Origin of the sequence: Bacillus sp. EKM501B (genome assembly GCF_011800505.1) — a bacterium.
In the GTDB taxonomy this organism is placed as follows: Bacteria; Bacillota; Bacilli; order Bacillales; family Bacillaceae_G; genus Bacillus_A; species Bacillus_A cereus.
Genome location: NZ_JAALFZ010000001.1, coordinates 74,786 through 94,037 on the forward strand (window position 1 = coordinate 74,786; position 19,252 = coordinate 94,037).

Below are 19,252 nucleotides of genomic sequence, written 5' to 3' on the forward strand. Positions count from 1 at the left end.
ATCGCTGATATAATTCGAGTTGCGCTGATATATTTTGAAAATCGCTGATATATTTCAAGTTACGGTCGATATATCTGGAAAATCGCTGATATAATTTCATTTACCGTCTAGTGGTACCGTATGTAAAACTATGTCGATAATAATCAGAAAAATTAGTCAAATAATTAAAGGACAATGTCTACTTATGGACGAAATGATAGATTTATGAAAGAGAAAAGGGGGAAATTGTTGGCATGTACATGACGATAGGGAGAATTTTTGATTTATCAGTTGGTAAGTATCCGAATAAAGAGGCGTTAGTGGAACCTGAAAAGAATATTCGCTGGACGTATAAACAGTGGGATGAACAAATAAATAAAACAGCGCACGCTCTATTAGAAGACGGAGTAAGAAAGGGAGATACGGTATCTGTTTACTTATATAATTGCCGTGAATTTGTAAACGTTTACTTAGCCTGTGCGAAAATCGGAGCGATCTTTAACCCGATTAATTTCCGCTTAAAAGCAAAAGAAGTATCTTATATTCTTCAGGACGCATCCTCGAAAGTCGTTGTCTTTGAAAAAGCAGTTGAGTCAACTGTTGCTATAATTGAAAGAGATTTTCCAAATACATCTTTTTGGTCTATAGAAAACGATAAACCTTCCTATGCAAGCTCCTACCATGAAAAAGTGAATGCAGCATCTTCTGAGAAAGTAAATATCGAAATTGATGAAATGGATTATTGTTCAATGCTTTATACGAGCGGTACGACAGGTCATCCGAAAGGCGTATTACATCGTCATCGCGAAATGACTGAGCATAGTATGATTTGTACGTATTTCCTTAAATATAATAGAGATAGTGTAGGGCTTGTTGTGGCGCCTTTATATCACTGTGGTGAATTAAATGCCGGAATCATACCACGCATTCAAGTTGGTGGAAAGAATGTTATTTTGCATCATTTTGATACAGAAACAGTATTACATACGATTCAAGAAGAAAAGATTACGACGTTCTTTGCAGCGCCGACGATGTGGAATATGTTGTTGCAAAAAGATTTAGCTCAGTATGATTTAACTTCGATGAAGATTGGTATATACGGCGGAGCAGCAATGGCACCGGCGTTAGTAAAAGAATGTAAAGAACGTCTTTATATTGATCTTGTTCAAATATACGGAATGACAGAAATGGGGCCAGTTGTTGCGTTTCTCGTAGAGGAGGATCAAATTACGAAAGCTGGTTCAGCAGGCACGCCATGCTTTAGCCATGAAGTTCGTATTGTGAAACCGAACGAGGATGCACCGGCAGAACCAGAGGATGTATTACCTCCTTATGAAGTGGGAGAAATTATTTTGCGCGGCCCAACTATGATGGCTGGCTATCATAATCGTGAAGAAGCGAATAAAAAATCGATGTATAAAGGATGGTATCATTCTGGTGATCTAGGCTATTTTGATAAAGACGGTTATTTATTCGTTGCTGATCGCGTTGATGATATGGTAATTAGCGGTGGCGTAAATATTTATCCTCGTGAAATTGAAGATTTCCTTCATAGTCATCCTGGTATATTAGATGTGGCGGTACTTGGTGAGCCAGACGAATTATGGGGAGAGCGTGTTGTGGCAGTTATTGTGAAGAAAGATGAAACAATAACAGAAGCTGATTTAGAAACGTATTGCAAAGAAAGTGATGAACTAGCAGATTATAAACGTCCGCGTCATTATTTATTTGTAGATGAACTTCCGCGTAATGCGAGCGGGAAGTTGCAGAAATTTGTGCTGAGGGAGTCATTGAAAGGTGCGAAAAAATAAAAAATGAAGGATGCCCCATATCTATGGGGTATCCTTCATTTTTCGGTATTAAACAGAAGAAACAATATCTTTGTTAATTCTCATTTCTTCTTGGTGAAGGTTAATTAGCGCATTTGAAATAAGGTGGAAACACAAAATGGATGTAATACAAAAAGAAAAGGCACCTTAAGGTGCCTCTCTCCGACTTGAACCATTTCATTTCATACGAATCGGAATCTATCCGTATTACCATTACCCCTTTGTTATGAGTGTAAACACATACTATAAAGCAGAATCGTCTATATACACTAGATTGTTAGTTCACAAAAGACAAGAGATTTGAGATCAATATTGAAGTGACGCCACATCCCCTATAATAATTGATATGTTACGCCTTTTAAAAGAATCTGCTTTATAGAACGTGCCCACAAGTTATATTTTACTACATGTAATATTCATTTAGTGTATTTTTTGATGAATATGTATAATTACATAAACTGTATGAAAAAAAGAGAGTATACTCTGATGTTGTGTAATAAAGATAAAGCCCGCCTACGGAATAGGGGGCTTTTCTTACTTTTTATAAATATTTATTCCAATTATATTATCAGATGAGTCTAAACGAATATAAACGTCAGCTGATAAAAGGTGTGCATTATATATTCTTTGTTTATATGTTGATATCTCGAAGCGTTTTCCATTTAATTCACATTCTAGAATAATCATATCGCCATGTTCTTTCCAATTTATTAATTTAGCAGTTGTATTCATATAAACCTCCTCTGAATCATTTTATGAAAATTAGTAGAGATAGTGTGAGAAAGGAGTTTATATAACAAAAAAAGACACCTTAAGTGTCTTCTTTGATTACTATAAAAGTCGTTGAATGAAATAGGTTTCTATTTTTATTTGCGTGAAAAGCCTTCTTCATCAAGGTATTCCGCAGCTTCTGGATAAGAGTTGAATGTACCGTCTAAGTTTACACCAGCGTACACGTTCCACATGTCATCCTCTGAAATAAGAGTAAGAATATGACCATCTTCGTTCTGCCATTCTTCTTCTTTCGCAGGTTCTACAGGTGCTACTACCTCTTCTTGTGATAGAAGGTCAATTGATTTCTCAATTACTGAACGTAACTCCTCTGCTGAAAACTCACGGATGTTAACCATGCCTTTATCATCTGTTTTATAACCTTTAATACCGCTTGCATATACAAATCCATTTCCATTTGGGTGTAAATGAAATACAACGTTCTTTTTATCTAAACGACTTTCTTCAAAGTGGAAGTTTACACGTTTTAATGATACGTTCTTTCTTTCTAGTTCTGGGAAAGATTCAATAATCGATAATTTTTCTTCAAAAGTTAGCATAGTGCCTCCAAGTATATAGTAAAAGATTTAATTTGTTCATTATAGCATAGTTGCAATTGTTTCCAAAGATAAGGGGAAAACTTTTCGTTGAATACGTTTACGTCACGAGAATGTAAAAAGTGAGCTAACGAATGTATCTTTTTAGGTGTACAATGGAACATGGACTTTATACAAAGGTGGTTTTTTTATGTTTCAAAAAATAGCAAAGGAATGTTTAGCAGGATTTACTGTTGCGATTGTTGCGTTACCACTTGCGATTGCATTTGGTATTGCCGCGACAGGAACGTCTGAGGGAGCGCTTGTTGGATTGTATGGTGCGATTTTTGCAGGTTTATTCGCAGCGTTATTTGGCGGGACACCTGGGCAAGTAACAGGGCCAACTGGACCAATTACCGTTATTGCAACAGGAGTTATTGCGACGCACGGGTTAGAGGCAAGTTTTATTGCCTTTATGATGGCAGGGTTATTTCAAATTTTATTCGGTGTATGTAAGCTCGGTTCTTACGTTCGATATATTCCGTATCCTGTCGTTTCAGGATTTATGAATGGTATTGCATTAATCATTATTTTAGGCGAAATAAAGCACGTACAAAATAGTTTTCTACTTGTTGTGTTAACGATTATTGTAATGATTGTTTCTGGCAAATGGATTAAGGCGATTCCGTCTAGTTTAGTAGCACTAGTCGGTGTGACAGCTTTGCTTCCTTTATTTTCTTCCTTACTCGAAGGACTTACAGTAAAGTTACCGATTATCGGAAATCTTTCACTAAATAAAGTAATTGAAAAGATTGGAACCATTCCAGAAGCGATACCTACGCTTCATATTCCATCTTTAAGTGGAACAGGAATAGCAGCACTTATTTTACCAGCGCTTAGTATTGCTTTATTAGGATCGATTGACTCGTTGTTAACATCGGTCGTAATGGATAATGTGACAGGTACACGTCATAAAAGTAATAAAGAGCTCGTTGGACAAGGTATCGGTAATATGATGAGCGGATTGTTTGGCGGATTAGCAGGTGCAGGTGCGACTGTAAGGTCTATCGTGAATATAAGAAGTGGCGGTAAAACGGCACTTTCGGCATGTATGCATAGTGTTATCTTATTTATTTTTATTATGGGTCTTGGTTCGGTCGTACAATATATTCCACTTGCTGTATTATCAGGTATTTTAATTTTAACTGGTATTGGAATGTTCGATTGGGGAAGCATGAAAAAGATGCATGTCGCTCCTAAAGGTGATGTCGTTGTTATGCTCGTAACGATGATTGTAACGGTGAAGTTTGATTTAATGATTGCTGTTGCATTCGGTATTATTCTTTCGTTCATCATATATATGGTGAAATGTAAAGAACGTAAAACTTCTATCGTAAAAGAAAAAGAAGAAACGTACACAATTCAAGGACCGCTCTCTTTCCTATCAGTAGATCGTATTTTCTCTACTTTACAAGATGTGAAGTCACCGGTTGTTTTACGTATGAAAGATGTGCGTTATATGGATGTATCAGGAGCTATGGCATTATTAAATTTTGTTGAGCAATCAAATAAAGTAGGAGCAAGTGTAAAGCTTGAGCAAGTACATCCGAGTATTGAAAAAACAATCGCAGTAATGGCAAGCGATGAACAGAAAGAGCAATTGAAAATCTTAAGTGTTTAGATAGTAATTAGAATATCTCACAATTTTACATAAATTATAATGTAGAGTTGTGGGATGTTTTTATAATGTTTTTAGTAATATGTATCGCAGTGACAGAGAGGAAGGGCTCTTTTGGCGTAACAGAAATGGTTATAGTGTGTACATATATAATGGAAGGAATTAGAAAAATATTGTGAAGAGACAGGCTTAAATGGGTTCGCTTTTCTATTTTGAAAAAAAAACCAAGTATTCAACCTATAATAAATTTGTTATGATAACCAATGGGATAAAGTGAATTCCTATCGTTTGAAACAATATGTTTGAGAGTATATGTATAAAAGAAAAGAGAAAAAATATGAATAAAACATTTGTAAAAGGAGCAGCAATTTTAACCATTACAACTTTTTTGTCAAAATTGCTTGGTAGTTTTTTTCAAATTCCATTACAAAATATTGCAGGAGATGAAGTGCTCGGTATTTTTCGCCTTGTTTTTCCTGTATATATGATTGCTCTTACATTATCGGTAGCCGGAGTTCCACTTGCAATTTCGAAACTAATTGCAGAGTTGAACGAAAAAAATAAGCAAAAGGAAATTGCGAAATTATTTAAATCAGCGTCAATTATTGGGATAGCATTTGGCGTTTTCGGCTGTTTAGTCATTGTATTATTTTCTATTGAAATTGCGAATATGCTCGGTGGACAAGAAACTAGAATGCCGTTGCTTATTACTTCATTAGCATTACTCATTGCGCCATACATGGCGGTGTATAGAGGGTATTTTCAAGGTTTCGGTGATATGAAACCAACAGGGGTATCACAGGTCATTGAGCAATTTGTACGTGTGTTTTTTATGTTAATAATTGCTTACATACTAGTATCATGGGATAAGAGTAATACTGTTATTACTAGTGGTGCGATGGTTGGCTCTTTTCTTGGAGTCATTAGTTCGCTTATATATTTGCGTATAAAATATAATAGAAGTCCATACTACAATAAAAGCAATTCCTATTCGCTCCGAGATTTAAGAGAACACGGCAAAAAGATATTGCGGGTATCGATCCCAATCGCTATCGGAGCTTTATCAATGCCACTTTTAAATTTAGTAGACTCGCTTACAATACCACATGTATTACAAGGATCATCAGCAGAAATTCAAGAACAATTTGGAATATACAGTCGCGGTTTTGCATTCACGCAAATAATTGTTATTTTTGCAAGTGCAATTGTATTTCCGTTAATACCACTCTTAACTTCCGCATTGGCCAAAAGAGATATAAATTTGGCGAAAATAACAATTCAAAATACAAATCGACTAGCGCATGTTTTGACAGCACCGTTAACAATATGGTTGATGGCATTAACCGTACCGTTAAATGTCGGATTGTTCACAGACGTAAAAGGCAGTAGTATGTTAACAGTTATGATTGGCAGTTCGTATTTTACTGCGGTTATGGTATTATCAATAGGTGTTTTACAGGGCATTAACCGTTCTGCACAAGCTGCATGGATTGTTATTGGTGCGAGTTGTGTGAAAGTCATGTTAAACATGATGTTCGTGCAGAAGTTTGGCATAGATGGAGCGGCGTATAGTACATTAATTACTTACGTATTGATTTGTATTGTAAATCATTTGTATATTCGAAGCTATATTGCCTATTCTATTCATTTAAAAAGCTTTTTCGGTGTGCTAGCAATAGCATGTATTTTGGGACTAGGATTGTATGAATTATGTAATGTGATAGATGTTACAACTTCAAGAATTATGACGTTATTATTCAGTGGTATAGCATTAAGTATTACAACCATTTTGTATGGTGTATGTGCTTTGAAATTAAAATGGATATCAATAAACAAAATACCATTTTTGAAAAGATAAATATAGAAATTTAATTTTTTATTATAATTCAGATGAACTGATAAAGAGGAAACTATGTAGGGTATCAAGTGTTTAGGTAAGGAATGGGTACTAGTTTATGTTAGATGAAATAAACGGTTACCTAGTTTTGGAGGAGATTTAGGGTGCGTTTAGTCTTATCAGGATATTATGGTTTTTATAATGTTGGAGACGAGGCGATTCTACAATCAATTATTGAATCGTTAAGTAAAGAGAACCCGGATATAGAACTAGTAGTACTATCAAATGATTCTAAATATACAAAGGAAATGTATGGTGTAGAATCGGTAGATCGCTGGGATATAAAAGCTGTTTATCATGCGATAAAAAACAGTGATGGAGTTATTAGCGGTGGCGGGAGCCTTCTTCAAGATCAGACAAGTACGAAGAGTATTCTATATTATACGGGTATTATGGGACTCGCTCGATTATTAAAAAAGCCGTATTATATTTATTCACAAGGAATAGGTCCAATTACAAAAGGATATAATCGTCTATTAGTAAAATGGAACTTGTCAAAAGCTTCCTATGTATCAGTTCGAGATGAGGATTCGTTTTTATATTTAAAAGAACTTGGCATAAAAAACGATATTGAAATTGTTCCAGACCCTGTTTTAACATGGAAACGGACAAAACAATCGGATTGGTTGCAAAAGCATTCGATACATGGAAAAGTAATTGCGGTTAGTGTGCGTTATTGGAATGCAAAAGAAGATTATATAAAAAAATTAGCTGCGGCATTAAAAAAATTAAAGCAAGAAGGATACCAAATTCTATTTGTTCCAATGCATGAGCCATTTGATCAAAAAGCTTCGCGTGAAGTAGTAGACTTAATGGGAGAAGAGACGTATATGCTTCCATATAAAATGGATATCGACGAGAAAATATTCATTTTATCACAATGTTCATTACTAATTGGTATGCGTCTTCATGCACTAGTTTTTTCTGCTGTAGCCAAAACTCCAATGGTCGGGATTTCATACGATCCGAAAATTGATTCGTTTTTAAGTCAAGTGAATCAGCCAGTTATAGGAAGTGTGGATGGCGAATGGAGTGCTGAGTATTTATATGAAATTGCGAAAAAGCAATTAATGCAACAAGGAACTGTGCAGCAAGAGTTACAATTGACAATAGATGAGCTTCGGTTGCAAGGCAAACAGGCAACAAAGAAACTCATTGATCATATGGAAAAAGGCACTTTATTAAAAAAGTAAAGTGTCTTTTGTTTTGTTTTGAATTTAATGAAAATTCTAATTAAAAAACGTTTTATTTTAATTCCTATTTATTATGCTAAAATGATTGTGATTATTATATAATCAAATTTGTGATAATAAATTCGTAGATTACGAGGAGGATAACCTTGAAGACTTTTTCAAAAGGTATAACAGCAGTGGCATTAACGGGATCATTACTTTTAACTCCTATTTCAAGTTATGCGGCAAATGATGATATTACAGGACATATGTTTGAGACGAATATGCGCTCACTTATTACTAAAGGAGTTTTAATGGGGTATGGAGACAATGTATATGCGCCTGATAAATTAGTAACAAGAGCAGAGTTTGCTACATTCATAGCAAGGGCTTTAAATTTACCGAAAGCTGATTCGAATTTCGAGGATGTGCCGAAGACTTACGGTTTATATGATGGTGTAAGTAGAGCATATGGAGCGAAAATTATTAATGGTCGTACGAACGAGACATTCTCACCAAATGATGTGATTACACGTGAAGAAATGTCGATAATGGTAAAGCGAGCGTTAGACTATAAAAATATTAAAGTAGCTGTAAGTCCGCTTACCTTTACTGATAAAGATAGTATTAACTATAAAGAGCATGTACAAGTTATGGTGGCTACTCAAATTATTAAAGGGTATCCAGAAGATAATACATTTAGACCACATTTATCAGCTACAAGAGGGATGGCTTCAGCTATGTTGGATCGCATGCTTCAGACGATTGAAAAAAACGGAAATAGCAATCCTGTAGAAACTAAGAAATATGTTGTGACAAATGTAAGAGAAAACGGAACAGAGCAAGAAGTAGAGCGCTATAATACGTATAAAGAAGCGGTTACGGCTGCTCAAAATAAAGGTATGAATGCGGTAAAATACGAGAACGAATTTTTATGGATTAAAGATGGTTTTGCAAGTGCGAAAAGAATAACTGGGCAAAACATCATTAATATTTATGATGAGAATTTGTCAACAGTATATACGTATATTCAGTATGGAACAGAATTGAAAGTGTTAGAAGTTGGCGAAGATCGTGTGAAAATTCAACTTTCTGGTTTGACAGGTTATGTGAAGAAGAATGAAATCACTTTAATTCCTACAAATGAAATGAAACAGTCGTCTTATTATGTGAAATCGGATGGATATTTATACCATAAATATTATACATATAATACAAGTTCACCTGGATATACAGAATTTAGATATGGTGTGGCACCTTCTTTCATGAAGCAAGGACAGCAAATGTATAGTGTAGATGGAAAGACATTTGGAGACGAAACTTTCTATCAATATTTCAATTATTTATCATTACGTTCGAAAACAGATTATACAGCTGAACAACTAGATAGTTATGTGAAATCGATTAAACCAGACTCTCCATTAATTGGTTTAGGAAAGAAATTTAAAGAAGTAGAAAGCAAGTATAATGTAAATGCATTATTCTTATATTCATTAGCAATTCATGAAAGTTATTATGGAACAAGCGCTCTTGCAAAAGACAAAAATAATTTATTTGGTTTAAAAGCAACAGACGATAGTCCGTATGGTAACGGAGAAGCATTCAATTCAAAAGAAGATTGTATTGAACATGCAGCAAAATTATACATGAATGAAGGATATTTAAATCCAGGACATTGGCGTTATACAGCAACATATACAGGTGATAAAGCTGCTGGTTTAAATGCGAAATATGCATCTGATGCGAACTGGGGTAAAAAAGTAGCGGGGCATATGAACCGTTTTGATTCTTATTTAGGTAAAAAAGAATACAACAAGTACAAACTTGCACGTGTGATGAATAACGTGGAAGTGAAAAAGAATCCTAGTATATCAAATGAGCGACTGTATCGTTTAAATACAAATGTAGTTGTCACAGTTACTGGTGAAGAGATAATAAACGGAAAAGCGTGGGTTAAAGTTATTTCAGATAATCCTACTGTAACAGAAGCGTATATTGCAAAAGAAAGCTTAGAATACGTAAAACATTAATTAAATAAAAAAGAAGGTGCTACTAATATTTCGTAGCACCTTCTTTTTATTCAATTTCAAAATCAACAATGATATAAGCGAGTATAACAACGAAGAAAATACTAACGGCTGGTGCTGTTAATACGTGGCCAGACATAAAGCCAATGCCAAGTGATAGAACGAGTGTGCTCGCTAATAGCATATACTTTACTTTCATGATTTTCTTAAAGTTTGTGATCATGCGGATAAATAATTTAATACCAAAGTATAGAAGAGGTATTAAGTAAATAAGGAAACCGACAATTCCAAAGGCGAAAAATAGGTCATGGAAGTCCATTTCAATTAATTTAATTTTATCTGTGTAGTTACCAGCGTAACCCATTCCGAATAGTTTTTGTGAAAGCGGTGCGTCTTTATAGTATTGTTTGTATGTTTTTAAGAATTTGTCGCGATCACTGTAAATTAAACTTTTTACTTCAGAATCTGTAAGTTCACCTTTTGCATGTTTTTTTGCATCTTCTGGATCTGCTTTAATTACTTTTCCTTCTTTTCGATCTTTCTCTTCTTGTACTGATTTTTTGTATTCGTATATTTGCATGTGAATGCCCATATTTTTTGCGATAGGAGTATGCGGTGTAAGAGCAATTAAACCTCCTAGTATAACTGCGACAACAACGGTATTTACAATATGTGTGAATCCTTTTCCTTCTTTTTTACGATTTATCATATATTCAATGAATGAGAAGAAAAGTGCTACGCCTAATGTAATAACAATTGCGCCATATCCGACTTTCGTTCCGACCATAATACTTGCATACATCGCAAGTATTGTTGGAATCCAGTAATATATTTTCGAGAAAGAAGTTGTTTTATGAATCGAATATAAGACAATGATTGGGAACATAATGGCGAAAAGAGAACTTAAATCATTTCCAGCGAAGAACCAACCTCTTGAACCGATTTTTGAGTGAGGATAGCTTGGGAAATCCGTTCCAGTTTGCATTGCGACAATCATTGTAATGCTTAAAATTAAAGTTGCATATAAGAAATATGTAATGATTTTATGGAATACATACTCTTTATTTTTTAGCTCTTTAAAGGCGATAATATATCCAAACAGTAGCACAATTGGATATACGCTCTTTAAGATGAATTTAACTTCTTCTCCAAATGAAACTGGAGATTTAACCATCATATTATTTACAAGACCGATTGCGAGTGCGATCCCGAGTAAGCACAAATAGAGGATGTACTTTTTCGCATCTTGTTGTTTGTGATGAAGAAGTAGGTACCCTAATGCAAGAAGCATAAAGGCGAAACGGACTACAACTCCAACTGTTGCGCTCATGTGTAGTATATAGATTGAAAAAGATGTTAATAAATCTAAAATTGGTTGAAACACAATGAATAGCAATAGGAAATGTGGGAAGTAGTTATCCGTTTGTTTCAACTTATTAACCATATGTTCCTCCAGTTCTTCATTCCTTTATTACAACACCCAAAAGATGGGTATAAAGCCTTTTTTACATAGTAAGGCGAATGAATTTCAATATTTGTTTTTTATCAAACTTAAGAATACACCATTTCATTGTAATGGTAAATAGATGAAAAGCATGGATAAACCGACTTTAATTTCTATATTTTTCAACGGAATTGTATGTTTTATACGGTAAATGTACAAATTGCGAGATTATTAGACAGAAAATTGAGAAAAAAAGAAGGATTTTTCAGTGGTTTTCTATAATTATATAAGTATAATCTTTATGGAGAAAAGAGGGGTATGTAATGGAAGTAACGAGTAAAACAGAATCTGTTATTGTGAAATATGAAGGCCACGTTGCAACGGTTATGGTCAATCGCCCAGAGGTGTTAAATGCGTTGGATGAGCCGACATTAAAAGAGTTATTACAAAAGTTGAAAGAAGTAGCGGAAAGTTCTGCGCATATCGTTGTGTTATGCGGGAACGGCCGTGGTTTTTCTGCGGGTGGGGATATTAAATCGATGCTTTCAAGTAATGATGAAAGTAAGTTTGATGGCATTATGAATACCATTTCTGAAGTTGTCGTGACATTATATACGATGCCAAAGCTTGTTATTAGTGCAATTCATGGACCGACTGCAGGTCTTGGGTTAAGTATTGCGTTAACAGCTGATTATGTAATGGCGGATATATCATCTGTTATTGCAATGAACTTTATTGGAATCGCTTTAATTCCAGATGGAGGCGGTCATTTCTTCCTTCAAAAGCGTGTCGGTGAAAATATGACGAAGCAAATTATTTGGGAAGGTAAGAAGTTATCAGCGACAGAAGCGCTTGATATCGGCTTAATTGATGAAGTAATCGGCGAAGATTTCCAAACGGCTGTGAAACAAAAAATTAATGAATGGTCACAAAAACCGATTAAAGCAATGATTCAAACGAAGCAAATTTTATGTGAAGTAAATCGCTCTAATTTAGAGCAAACATTGCAATTAGAAAAGCGTGGTCAATATGCAATGAGACAAACAGCGGATCATAAAGAAGGAATTGCTGCGTTTTTAGAGAAACGTTTACCAGCATTTAAAGGGGAATAAAGTGAAGTGAGGATTTTGTCCATTCCTCACTGATTATTAGCTCGTTAATTCGGGATAAAGGGGAGAAAGTGCTAACACATTTTAGTATAATTGTGTTAGCACTTTTTTTAAGGAGTAATACATGAAGAAAATGATCGGTGTTATTACTATTATTTTGCTTACATATTCTGCTTTGCATAGTACACCATCTTTGGCAGTTCGGACTGCGTTGTTTTTTGAGGGACATCCAAGTGTTGCATTTTCTGACGGGGTGACGAAAGAAAAAGATGTGAAAAAAGAAGCGATTCCAGATGAGTATCAAACTCTATATGGTAAGGACGAAGACTTAGAGCACTATTTCTTTCCACATGTAAGAGCACATGGATCAGGAATTGATATGTTAAGTGCGTGCGTGAAGAAAAAATGGTTTTTCTATAAAGCAGAGCTCGGATGTTATTAAATATAGGAGGATGAATGATGTCAGCATATAACAAGTTAGTAAGAGATCGTGTTCCAGAGAAGATTTTAATGTCTGGAAAAACGTATACAGCACAAAAATTAACAGGGCAAGCATACATACAGGCTTTAGCGAAAATTGGAACGGAAGAAATTCGTGAATTTGCTTCTATGAAAGAACGCGAACATGCGCTAGATTCTCTTGCGGATGCGCTAGAAGTTATCATTTCATTAGCACGTGCAGAAGGTGCATCGATTGAAGATGTAGAACGCCTTCGTAAGAAAAAAGAAGTAGAGCGCGGTGGATTTGAAAGAGGTATTTATTTATTAGACGTTTCAGAAGAATAGTTTTATAGGAAAAGCATAGCGTTAATGAGTAACGCTATGCTTTTTTGTTGCAATGAAGCTAATAATGAAGAAGATAGCTGTTAATATCCAGCCGATTGTAATAGAAGTAGTAGTGTGAATGGCATAAGAGATTTGTAAACAAAATAATGATGCTAAAAACCAAATGAGTGCAATGTGTATATATTTTTTTAATATATTCATATTTTATAACTCCTTTTATATACTAAAAAGAATTTTACTACAATTTAGAAAATTAAGCTATATAAGTAGAGGTTTTCTGGTGAATTTTGTATACTGAATAGTAGAGAAAAAGAGGAGGAAACGACAATGGCACATCATGCGAAAGAAACGATGGAACTGATTAAGGAGCTTGTCTCTATTCCAAGTCCATCTGGAAATACAGCAAAAATTATTAATTTCATTGAAAACTATGTCAGTGAGTGGAACGTAGAAACGAAACGTAATAATAAGGGAGCTCTTATTTTAACGGTAAAAGGGAAAAATGATGCACAGCACCGCTTATTAACGGCACACGTTGATACGTTAGGTGCGATGGTAAAAGAAATTAAGCCTGACGGTCGCCTGAGTCTTTCTATGATTGGTGGATTTCGCTGGAACTCCGTAGAAGGGGAATATTGCGAAATTGAAACATCAAGTGGCAAGACGTATACAGGAACAATTTTAATGCATCAAACATCTGTACATGTATATAAAGATGCAGGTGAAGCAAAACGCGATGAGAAAAATATTGAAGTTCGTATTGATGAGCGCGTATTTTCAGCTGATGAAGTACGCGAATTAGGAATTGAAGTAGGAGACTTCGTTTCATTTGATCCGCGCGTTCAAATTACAGAGAGTGGATACATAAAATCACGTCATTTAGATGACAAAGTAAGTGTTGCAATTTTATTAAAATTAATTAAAAGATTACAAGATGAAAACATAACATTACCATATACGACGCATTTCTTAATTTCTAATAATGAAGAGATTGGATACGGTGGTAACTCTAACATTCCAGAAGAAACTGTTGAATACTTAGCAGTTGATATGGGAGCGTTAGGTGATGGACAAGCATCTGATGAATATACAGTATCTATTTGTGCAAAAGACTCTAGCGGCCCGTATCATTACGCTTTACGTAAACATTTAGTAGAGCTTGCGAAAACGAATCATATTGAATATAAAGTAGATATTTATCCATACTACGGATCTGATGCATCAGCTGCGATTCGCGCGGGATTTGATGTGAAACATGCTTTAATTGGAGCGGGTATTGATTCTTCCCACGCATTTGAACGTACGCATGAAAGTTCTATTGCGCATACAGAAGCATTAGTGTATGCATATGTAATGTCTAATTTAATTGAAGAATAATTTCATAGATAATAGAGAGCTGATTAAAGATATTATTTTTAATCAGCTTTTTATTTGGCAAAGCGATTAGGAGACATGTCCTAATCGCTTTTTTATCCCGCTATTTGCCGGGCAGTAAGACCCCTACCTCAAAATTCAGCGAAAGCAAAAAAGTTAGATGGGGGCGGGCTGCCCGTAAAAGCCCGATTGGTGAGGGCTGATTAAAGTTTTTTATATACATTCATTATAAGTTATATATATGCGATTTTTGTTATACGGCCGGAAACGTATTTACTATAGATATATAATGTTATACACTATGAAAGGAATTAATTAATAGTTAATATTTTTTAGTTAGCTTGATTAAAAAAATGAATGAATATGAAGTTTTGAGAGGAGATTTATTTTTCATGAAGTACAAAGCAATAGCCGCAGGTTTATTAGCAGCAAATTTACTAGCACATCCAATTAGTAGTTTAGCAGAAACGAAGAAATTTCCTGATGTTTCAGATAGTGCGTGGTCAAAAGACGCAATTTATTATTTAGTAGAGAGAAATGTAATTAACGGTATGCCAGATGGTAACTTTATGCCATACGGAAATTTAACACGCGCTCAGGCAGCAAAGATTATCGCAACAGCAATTGGTGCTAAAATAGATCCAAATGCAAAGCCGTCTTATAATGATGCAAAAAATAGTTGGGCAGCTTCATTTATTGCAGCCATGGAAAAAGAGAATATTATTAAAGGGCGAGAACCAGGAGTATTTGATCCTGAAGGAAAAGTAACTCGTGCTGAAATGGCAGCTATGCTTGTAAGAGCATATAATCTGAAAAGCAAAGTAACAGGACCAGTTCCTACAAAATTTGCTGATTTAGAGAATCATTGGGGTAAAGAAGAAGTTAATATTTTAGTAGAATTAAAACTTTCTTTAGGTACAGAGGATGGCTGGAAACCGAATGATTCTATTACGCGTGAACAAGCAGCTCAACTTACTGCGCAAACAGATAAATTTAGCAAGAATAGTGATCGTCCAGTAGAAACAAAGAAAATGTACATAGATAGAAAATTCATTACATATCACGCACCATCATTAAGTTCTGGGATTAGTGCAAATCAGCATAATCCACAAATGGTTGAAATTAAAGAAGAACGAGATGGATGGATCAAAATTGCAACAAGTAAAGGTGATAAATGGACACCTTTAGTAGAGAAAACAGAAGTTATTAATGAAGGATTCACTACTTATGCAGAAGCTTCTTCTTCTTCAAAAATAATGGGAACACATAACGCACAACAAGTAACTGTTATTGAAGAGAACGGCAGCTGGATTCGTATCCGCATGGGCGCTGGTTTCCAATGGGTTAATAAAAATCAATTAAATCCAGTGAAGCAAGGTAACTTCTTAGAAGGAAAAGCGATTATCATTGATCCAGGTCATGGGGGAGCGGATTCAGGTAATCCAGGTTATTATGAGAAAGAAAGTGAAACTGTATTAGATGTATCACTACGATTACAGAAAATATTTGAGAAAAAGACACCATTTACTGTGTTATTCACTCGTACAGATGATACACGTCCAGGAACAAGTGCTTCTGATTCTTTAAAGAAACGTGTAGAATTTGCTCAAAAAAATAATGGGGATATTTTTGTAAGTATTCATGGTAATGGCACGGAAGAGAAAAATGGACAAGGTACAGAAACGTTCTACTATGAATCAGCGACAGCAAGAGGAACAAATCCTAACGTATCAGAAAGTCGTTTACTAGCAGAAAAAATTCAAGAGCGTCTTGTAGATGCACTGGGAACAAAAGATCGTGGTGTGAAAAAAGGCGATTTATACGTAATTAGAGAAAATACAATGCCAGCTGTATTAGCAGAATTAGCATTTGTAGATAATAAAAGTGATGCAGATAAAATAGCTACACCAGCGCAGAGACAAAGTGCAGCGGAAGCGATTTATCAAGGTATTTTAGATTACTATGAAGAAATGGGTAACAACGTGTCTTCTTTCCGTTAATAAATAATAAGAGATTGCCATTGGCAGTCTCTTTTATATATTAACGTTTCTCTTTATTTCCGGCATATGATATCATTTAATTTTATATACAAAAGAAAAGTATTTGAGTAATTGTAATCAGAACAATTTTAAACGATAGAGGATGATAATAGATTGAATAATCATAGTAAAACACCTGCCTGTATATATACGTATGCATTTCGTGAGGAGGAGCGTGCTTTATGTTACTTGGAAATGCGCTCGTTCTTTGGAATGGAGTCCCACGTTAATATTTTAAAAAGTGATGTCAAAATTGACCCGAGTAGAAGTGCGTTTATTAAAGAGCGAATTGAAGTTATGTATGAAGGGGACGACTTAGAAAGCATTTTAAAACAAGTGGAACAAATTGATTTGGCGGGAGCGACATTTAAAGTTATCTTCGTTAAAATCAATGACCTCGTTGGAGAGAATAAAATTGAATATGGAGAAAGACGTCTGATTGAACGAGACCTCGGCATGCATATTGAAGGAGAAGCGGATGTTCGTAATCCAGAGCGTGTATTCGGGATTGTTCCTCTTGGAGGACGCTGGTACTTCGGGCACTATGTAGAAAGCGAACCCGTTTGGTATCATCACATAAAAAAACCGCATAGTTATTCGACATCTCTTAGCACACGTGTTGCGAGATCAGTTGCAAATATCGCTGTACCAAATCCAGAGGGAGTACGAGCAATTGACCCGTGCTGCGGTATTGGAACAGTAGTAGTAGAAGCACTTTCTATGGGGATTAACATCGTTGGTAGAGATATAAATCCACTTGTAGTTCTTGGAACGAGAAAAAATATCGCGCATTTCGGATTTGAAGGAACAGTAACAAAAGGGCCGATCGAGGAAATTACTGAGAACTACGACGTTGCTATTATCGATATGCCGTACGACTTATTTACGCATGCCACACCAGAAGATCAACTATCAATTCTCTCAAGTGCACGCCGCATCGCGAAAAAAGTAGTCGTTGTCACGATGGAAACAATGGACGACATGATCCATGAAGCAGGATTCGAAATTACAGATCGCTGTATTACAAGAAAAGGATCATTTACTAGACAGATTCTTGTTTGTGAATAAGAAAGAAAGGTCACCCGTTTGGGTGACCTTTTTTGTTTGTATTGATGTGTAATTGGTTGGTGGTTTAGGTAGATGAATTAGCGAAATTTGTCGGTAAGTCGATATTGCATGTCGAATCGCCGATATCGTTACATTAGAATGTTACTGTTCTTTTAATTTCTCTTGTTGTGCAAGTAGTAAATTGCGCAAGATGTGCCCGCGGTAACTTTCTAGTTTTCGTCCTTCATGATAGCGTACGCCTAATTTTTTTAGTTCAGCTACGTACCAGCCCTTTGTTCCGTAATACATTGGATCACTTCCTTTTTGCTTTTGAACAGTATATGTTGGGGGTGGAAGTAACTTTCCAGTGAAAATAATAAGACTGGTTGTATCAAGGGGCTCCATAACATAGCCTCTGGACAGTGTATAAAAAAATAGACAGTAATGTATGCTTTTTTAAACAATGTATACAAATTTATATCCTATGCGTTGGCATGATATTTGCAATAAAAAGAGTATCAACATATAGGGGAGAGATAGAAATGAAGGTTAGTAAAGTGTACACAACAATTGATGCTCACGTAGCTGGGGAACCGCTTCGAATTATTACGGGCGGCGTGCCGGAAATAAAAGGAGACACGCAGCTAGAAAGACGTGCGTACTGCATGGAACATTTGGATCATCTTCGCGAAGTTCTTATGTATGAACCGAGAGGACATCACGGCATGTACGGTTGTATCATTACTCCGCCTGCGAGTGCTCACGCTGATTTTGGCGTATTATTTATGCACAACGAAGGATGGAGTACGATGTGTGGTCATGGCATTATTGCTGTTATTACAGTCGGAATTGAAACAGGCATGTTTGAAGTAAAGGGGGAAAAACAAAAGTTCATTATTGATAGCCCAGCTGGGGAAGTCATTGCGTATGCAACATATAACGGGAGTGAAGTAGAATCTGTATCATTTGAAAATGTTCCTTCATTTGTATACAAAAAAGACGTTCCTATTAAAATAGATGACTATGAATTTCAAGTAGATATCGCGTTTGGCGGAGCTTTTTATGCGGTAGTAGACTGTAAAGAATTTGGCTTGAAAGTCGATTTCAAAGACTTATCTGCTATTCAAGCGTGGGGCGGTAAAATTAAGCACTACATCGAGAGCAAAATGGAAGTGAAGCATCCACTTGAAGAAGGAGTAAAAGGGATATACGGCGTTATTTTCTCAGATGAACCGAAAGGAGAAGACGCAACTTTACGAAATGTAACAATCTTTGCTGATGGGCAAGTAGATCGTTCTCCTTGCGGTACAGGAACTTCCGCAAGAATCGCAACTCTTTTTGAAAAAGATGCTTTACAAAAGGGAGAAATTTTCGTCCATGAATGCATTACTGACGGGAAATTCGAGGGGGAAGTATTGTCGGTAACCGCAGTAGATACATATGAAGCTGTCGTTCCAAAAGTAACGGGGCATGCCTTTATTACAGGATTTCATCAGTTCGTTGTAGACCCGAGAGATGATTTGAACCGTGGATTTTTGTTAGGATAGAAGGAGGGGGTGGAAAG

The 19,252-nt window shown here is 35.6% G+C and carries 17 protein-coding genes; 12 read left to right on the forward strand and 5 right to left on the reverse strand.

Going from position 1 to position 19,252, the window contains the following annotated elements; translation table 11 throughout:
- Positions 1–233: 233 nt before the first annotated feature.
- On the forward strand, positions 234–1,790 hold the full coding sequence (locus HFD78_RS00380; RefSeq protein ID WP_000281980.1) for a fatty acid--CoA ligase: 1,557 nt from the start codon (positions 234–236) through the stop codon (positions 1,788–1,790).
- A gap of 552 nt (positions 1,791–2,342) precedes the next feature.
- On the opposite strand, the gene HFD78_RS00385 is transcribed toward HFD78_RS00380, so the two are convergent.
- Positions 2,343–2,540, reverse strand: a complete 198-nt coding sequence (locus tag HFD78_RS00385) for a hypothetical protein (protein WP_001098258.1) — start codon at positions 2,538–2,540, stop codon at positions 2,343–2,345.
- Between the two features lie 134 nt (positions 2,541–2,674).
- A complete protein-coding gene (locus HFD78_RS00390; protein ID WP_000954998.1) occupies positions 2,675–3,139 on the reverse strand; it encodes a hypothetical protein in 465 nt (154 codons plus the stop codon).
- Positions 3,140–3,326: 187 nt separating this feature from the next.
- Here HFD78_RS00390 and HFD78_RS00395 point away from each other — a divergent pair, with 187 nt between their 5' ends.
- The 4 genes from HFD78_RS00395 (at position 3,327) to HFD78_RS00410 (ending at position 9,892) form a co-directional block, all read left to right on the forward strand.
- Positions 3,327–4,796, forward strand: a complete 1,470-nt coding sequence (locus HFD78_RS00395; RefSeq protein WP_000486650.1) for a SulP family inorganic anion transporter — start codon at positions 3,327–3,329, stop codon at positions 4,794–4,796.
- Positions 4,797–5,130: 334 nt separating this feature from the next.
- Positions 5,131–6,651, forward strand: coding sequence for a putative polysaccharide biosynthesis protein (locus HFD78_RS00400; RefSeq protein ID WP_001043994.1), 1,521 nt, complete (start codon positions 5,131–5,133; stop codon positions 6,649–6,651).
- A 143-nt stretch (positions 6,652–6,794) separates the two neighbouring features.
- Positions 6,795–7,883, forward strand: a complete 1,089-nt coding sequence (gene csaB, locus HFD78_RS00405; RefSeq protein WP_001241591.1) for a polysaccharide pyruvyl transferase CsaB — start codon at positions 6,795–6,797, stop codon at positions 7,881–7,883.
- 146 nt (positions 7,884–8,029) lie between these two features.
- Positions 8,030–9,892: an S-layer homology domain-containing protein gene (locus HFD78_RS00410; RefSeq protein WP_000847504.1), complete on the forward strand. Its 1,863-nt coding sequence runs from the start codon at positions 8,030–8,032 to the stop codon at positions 9,890–9,892.
- 46 nt (positions 9,893–9,938) lie between these two features.
- Here the strand turns inward: HFD78_RS00410 and HFD78_RS00415 are convergent, their stop codons facing one another.
- Positions 9,939–11,333 carry an O-antigen ligase family protein gene (locus HFD78_RS00415; protein ID WP_000247535.1) on the reverse strand — a complete coding sequence of 465 codons (1,395 nt, stop codon included), beginning with the start codon at positions 11,331–11,333 and terminating at the stop codon, positions 9,939–9,941.
- A gap of 323 nt (positions 11,334–11,656) precedes the next feature.
- Here HFD78_RS00415 and HFD78_RS00420 point away from each other — a divergent pair, with 323 nt between their 5' ends.
- From HFD78_RS00420 to HFD78_RS00430, 3 genes are all read left to right on the forward strand, one after another.
- Positions 11,657–12,445 carry an enoyl-CoA hydratase gene (locus HFD78_RS00420; RefSeq protein ID WP_087966291.1) on the forward strand — a complete coding sequence of 263 codons (789 nt, stop codon included), beginning with the start codon at positions 11,657–11,659 and terminating at the stop codon, positions 12,443–12,445.
- 121 nt (positions 12,446–12,566) lie between these two features.
- Positions 12,567–12,884, forward strand: a complete 318-nt coding sequence (locus HFD78_RS00425) for a hypothetical protein (RefSeq protein WP_000738198.1) — start codon at positions 12,567–12,569, stop codon at positions 12,882–12,884.
- Positions 12,885–12,901: 17 nt separating this feature from the next.
- Entirely contained in the window at positions 12,902–13,228 is a 327-nt protein-coding gene (locus HFD78_RS00430; protein WP_001277348.1) for a nucleoside triphosphate pyrophosphohydrolase, read from the forward strand.
- A 21-nt stretch (positions 13,229–13,249) separates the two neighbouring features.
- Here the strand turns inward: HFD78_RS00430 and HFD78_RS00435 are convergent, their stop codons facing one another.
- Complete coding sequence (locus tag HFD78_RS00435) at positions 13,250–13,429, reverse strand: hypothetical protein (protein ID WP_001023485.1); 180 nt, start codon at positions 13,427–13,429, stop codon at positions 13,250–13,252.
- A 126-nt stretch (positions 13,430–13,555) separates the two neighbouring features.
- On the opposite strand from HFD78_RS00435, the gene HFD78_RS00440 reads away from it, so the two are divergent.
- The 3 genes from HFD78_RS00440 (at position 13,556) to HFD78_RS00450 (ending at position 17,709) form a co-directional block, all read left to right on the forward strand.
- Positions 13,556–14,605, forward strand: coding sequence for a M42 family metallopeptidase (locus HFD78_RS00440; protein WP_000930027.1), 1,050 nt, complete (start codon positions 13,556–13,558; stop codon positions 14,603–14,605).
- Positions 14,606–14,994: 389 nt separating this feature from the next.
- The gene (locus tag HFD78_RS00445; protein WP_065704777.1) at positions 14,995–16,602 is read left to right on the forward strand and encodes an N-acetylmuramoyl-L-alanine amidase; all 1,608 of its coding nucleotides are present in this window, start codon (positions 14,995–14,997) and stop codon (positions 16,600–16,602) included.
- Positions 16,603–16,755: 153 nt separating this feature from the next.
- Complete coding sequence (locus HFD78_RS00450; protein ID WP_001059308.1) at positions 16,756–17,709, forward strand: TRM11 family SAM-dependent methyltransferase; 954 nt, start codon at positions 16,756–16,758, stop codon at positions 17,707–17,709.
- Between the two features lie 141 nt (positions 17,710–17,850).
- On the opposite strand, the gene HFD78_RS00455 is transcribed toward HFD78_RS00450, so the two are convergent.
- Positions 17,851–18,093, reverse strand: coding sequence for a YflJ family protein (locus tag HFD78_RS00455; protein ID WP_000433499.1), 243 nt, complete (start codon positions 18,091–18,093; stop codon positions 17,851–17,853).
- Positions 18,094–18,230: 137 nt separating this feature from the next.
- Between HFD78_RS00455 and HFD78_RS00460 the strand changes: the two genes are divergently transcribed.
- A complete protein-coding gene (locus HFD78_RS00460) occupies positions 18,231–19,235 on the forward strand; it encodes a proline racemase family protein (RefSeq protein WP_098582198.1) in 1,005 nt (334 codons plus the stop codon).
- Positions 19,236–19,252: the final 17 nt, after the last annotated feature.

Excerpts from the sequence above, each read along its gene's own strand:
- HFD78_RS00445 (WP_065704777.1), top strand. The coding sequence starts at position 14,995 with ATGAAGTACAAAGCAATAGCCGCAGGTTTATTAGCAGCAAATTTACTA.
- HFD78_RS00390 (WP_000954998.1), bottom strand. The coding sequence starts at position 3,139 with ATGCTAACTTTTGAAGAAAAATTATCGATTATTGAATCTTTCCCAGAA.
- HFD78_RS00425 (WP_000738198.1), top strand. The coding sequence starts at position 12,567 with ATGAAGAAAATGATCGGTGTTATTACTATTATTTTGCTTACATATTCT.
- HFD78_RS00415 (WP_000247535.1), bottom strand. The coding sequence starts at position 11,333 with ATGGTTAATAAGTTGAAACAAACGGATAACTACTTCCCACATTTCCTA.
- HFD78_RS00395 (WP_000486650.1), top strand. The coding sequence starts at position 3,327 with ATGTTTCAAAAAATAGCAAAGGAATGTTTAGCAGGATTTACTGTTGCG.
- HFD78_RS00380 (WP_000281980.1), top strand. The coding sequence starts at position 234 with ATGTACATGACGATAGGGAGAATTTTTGATTTATCAGTTGGTAAGTAT.
- HFD78_RS00440 (WP_000930027.1), top strand. The coding sequence starts at position 13,556 with ATGGCACATCATGCGAAAGAAACGATGGAACTGATTAAGGAGCTTGTC.
- HFD78_RS00385 (WP_001098258.1), bottom strand. The coding sequence starts at position 2,540 with ATGAATACAACTGCTAAATTAATAAATTGGAAAGAACATGGCGATATG.
- HFD78_RS00430 (WP_001277348.1), top strand. The coding sequence starts at position 12,902 with ATGTCAGCATATAACAAGTTAGTAAGAGATCGTGTTCCAGAGAAGATT.
- HFD78_RS00435 (WP_001023485.1), bottom strand. The coding sequence starts at position 13,429 with ATGAATATATTAAAAAAATATATACACATTGCACTCATTTGGTTTTTA.
- HFD78_RS00460 (WP_098582198.1), top strand. The coding sequence starts at position 18,231 with ATGAAGGTTAGTAAAGTGTACACAACAATTGATGCTCACGTAGCTGGG.
- HFD78_RS00400 (WP_001043994.1), top strand. The coding sequence starts at position 5,131 with ATGAATAAAACATTTGTAAAAGGAGCAGCAATTTTAACCATTACAACT.
- HFD78_RS00455 (WP_000433499.1), bottom strand. The coding sequence starts at position 18,093 with ATGGAGCCCCTTGATACAACCAGTCTTATTATTTTCACTGGAAAGTTA.
- HFD78_RS00420 (WP_087966291.1), top strand. The coding sequence starts at position 11,657 with ATGGAAGTAACGAGTAAAACAGAATCTGTTATTGTGAAATATGAAGGC.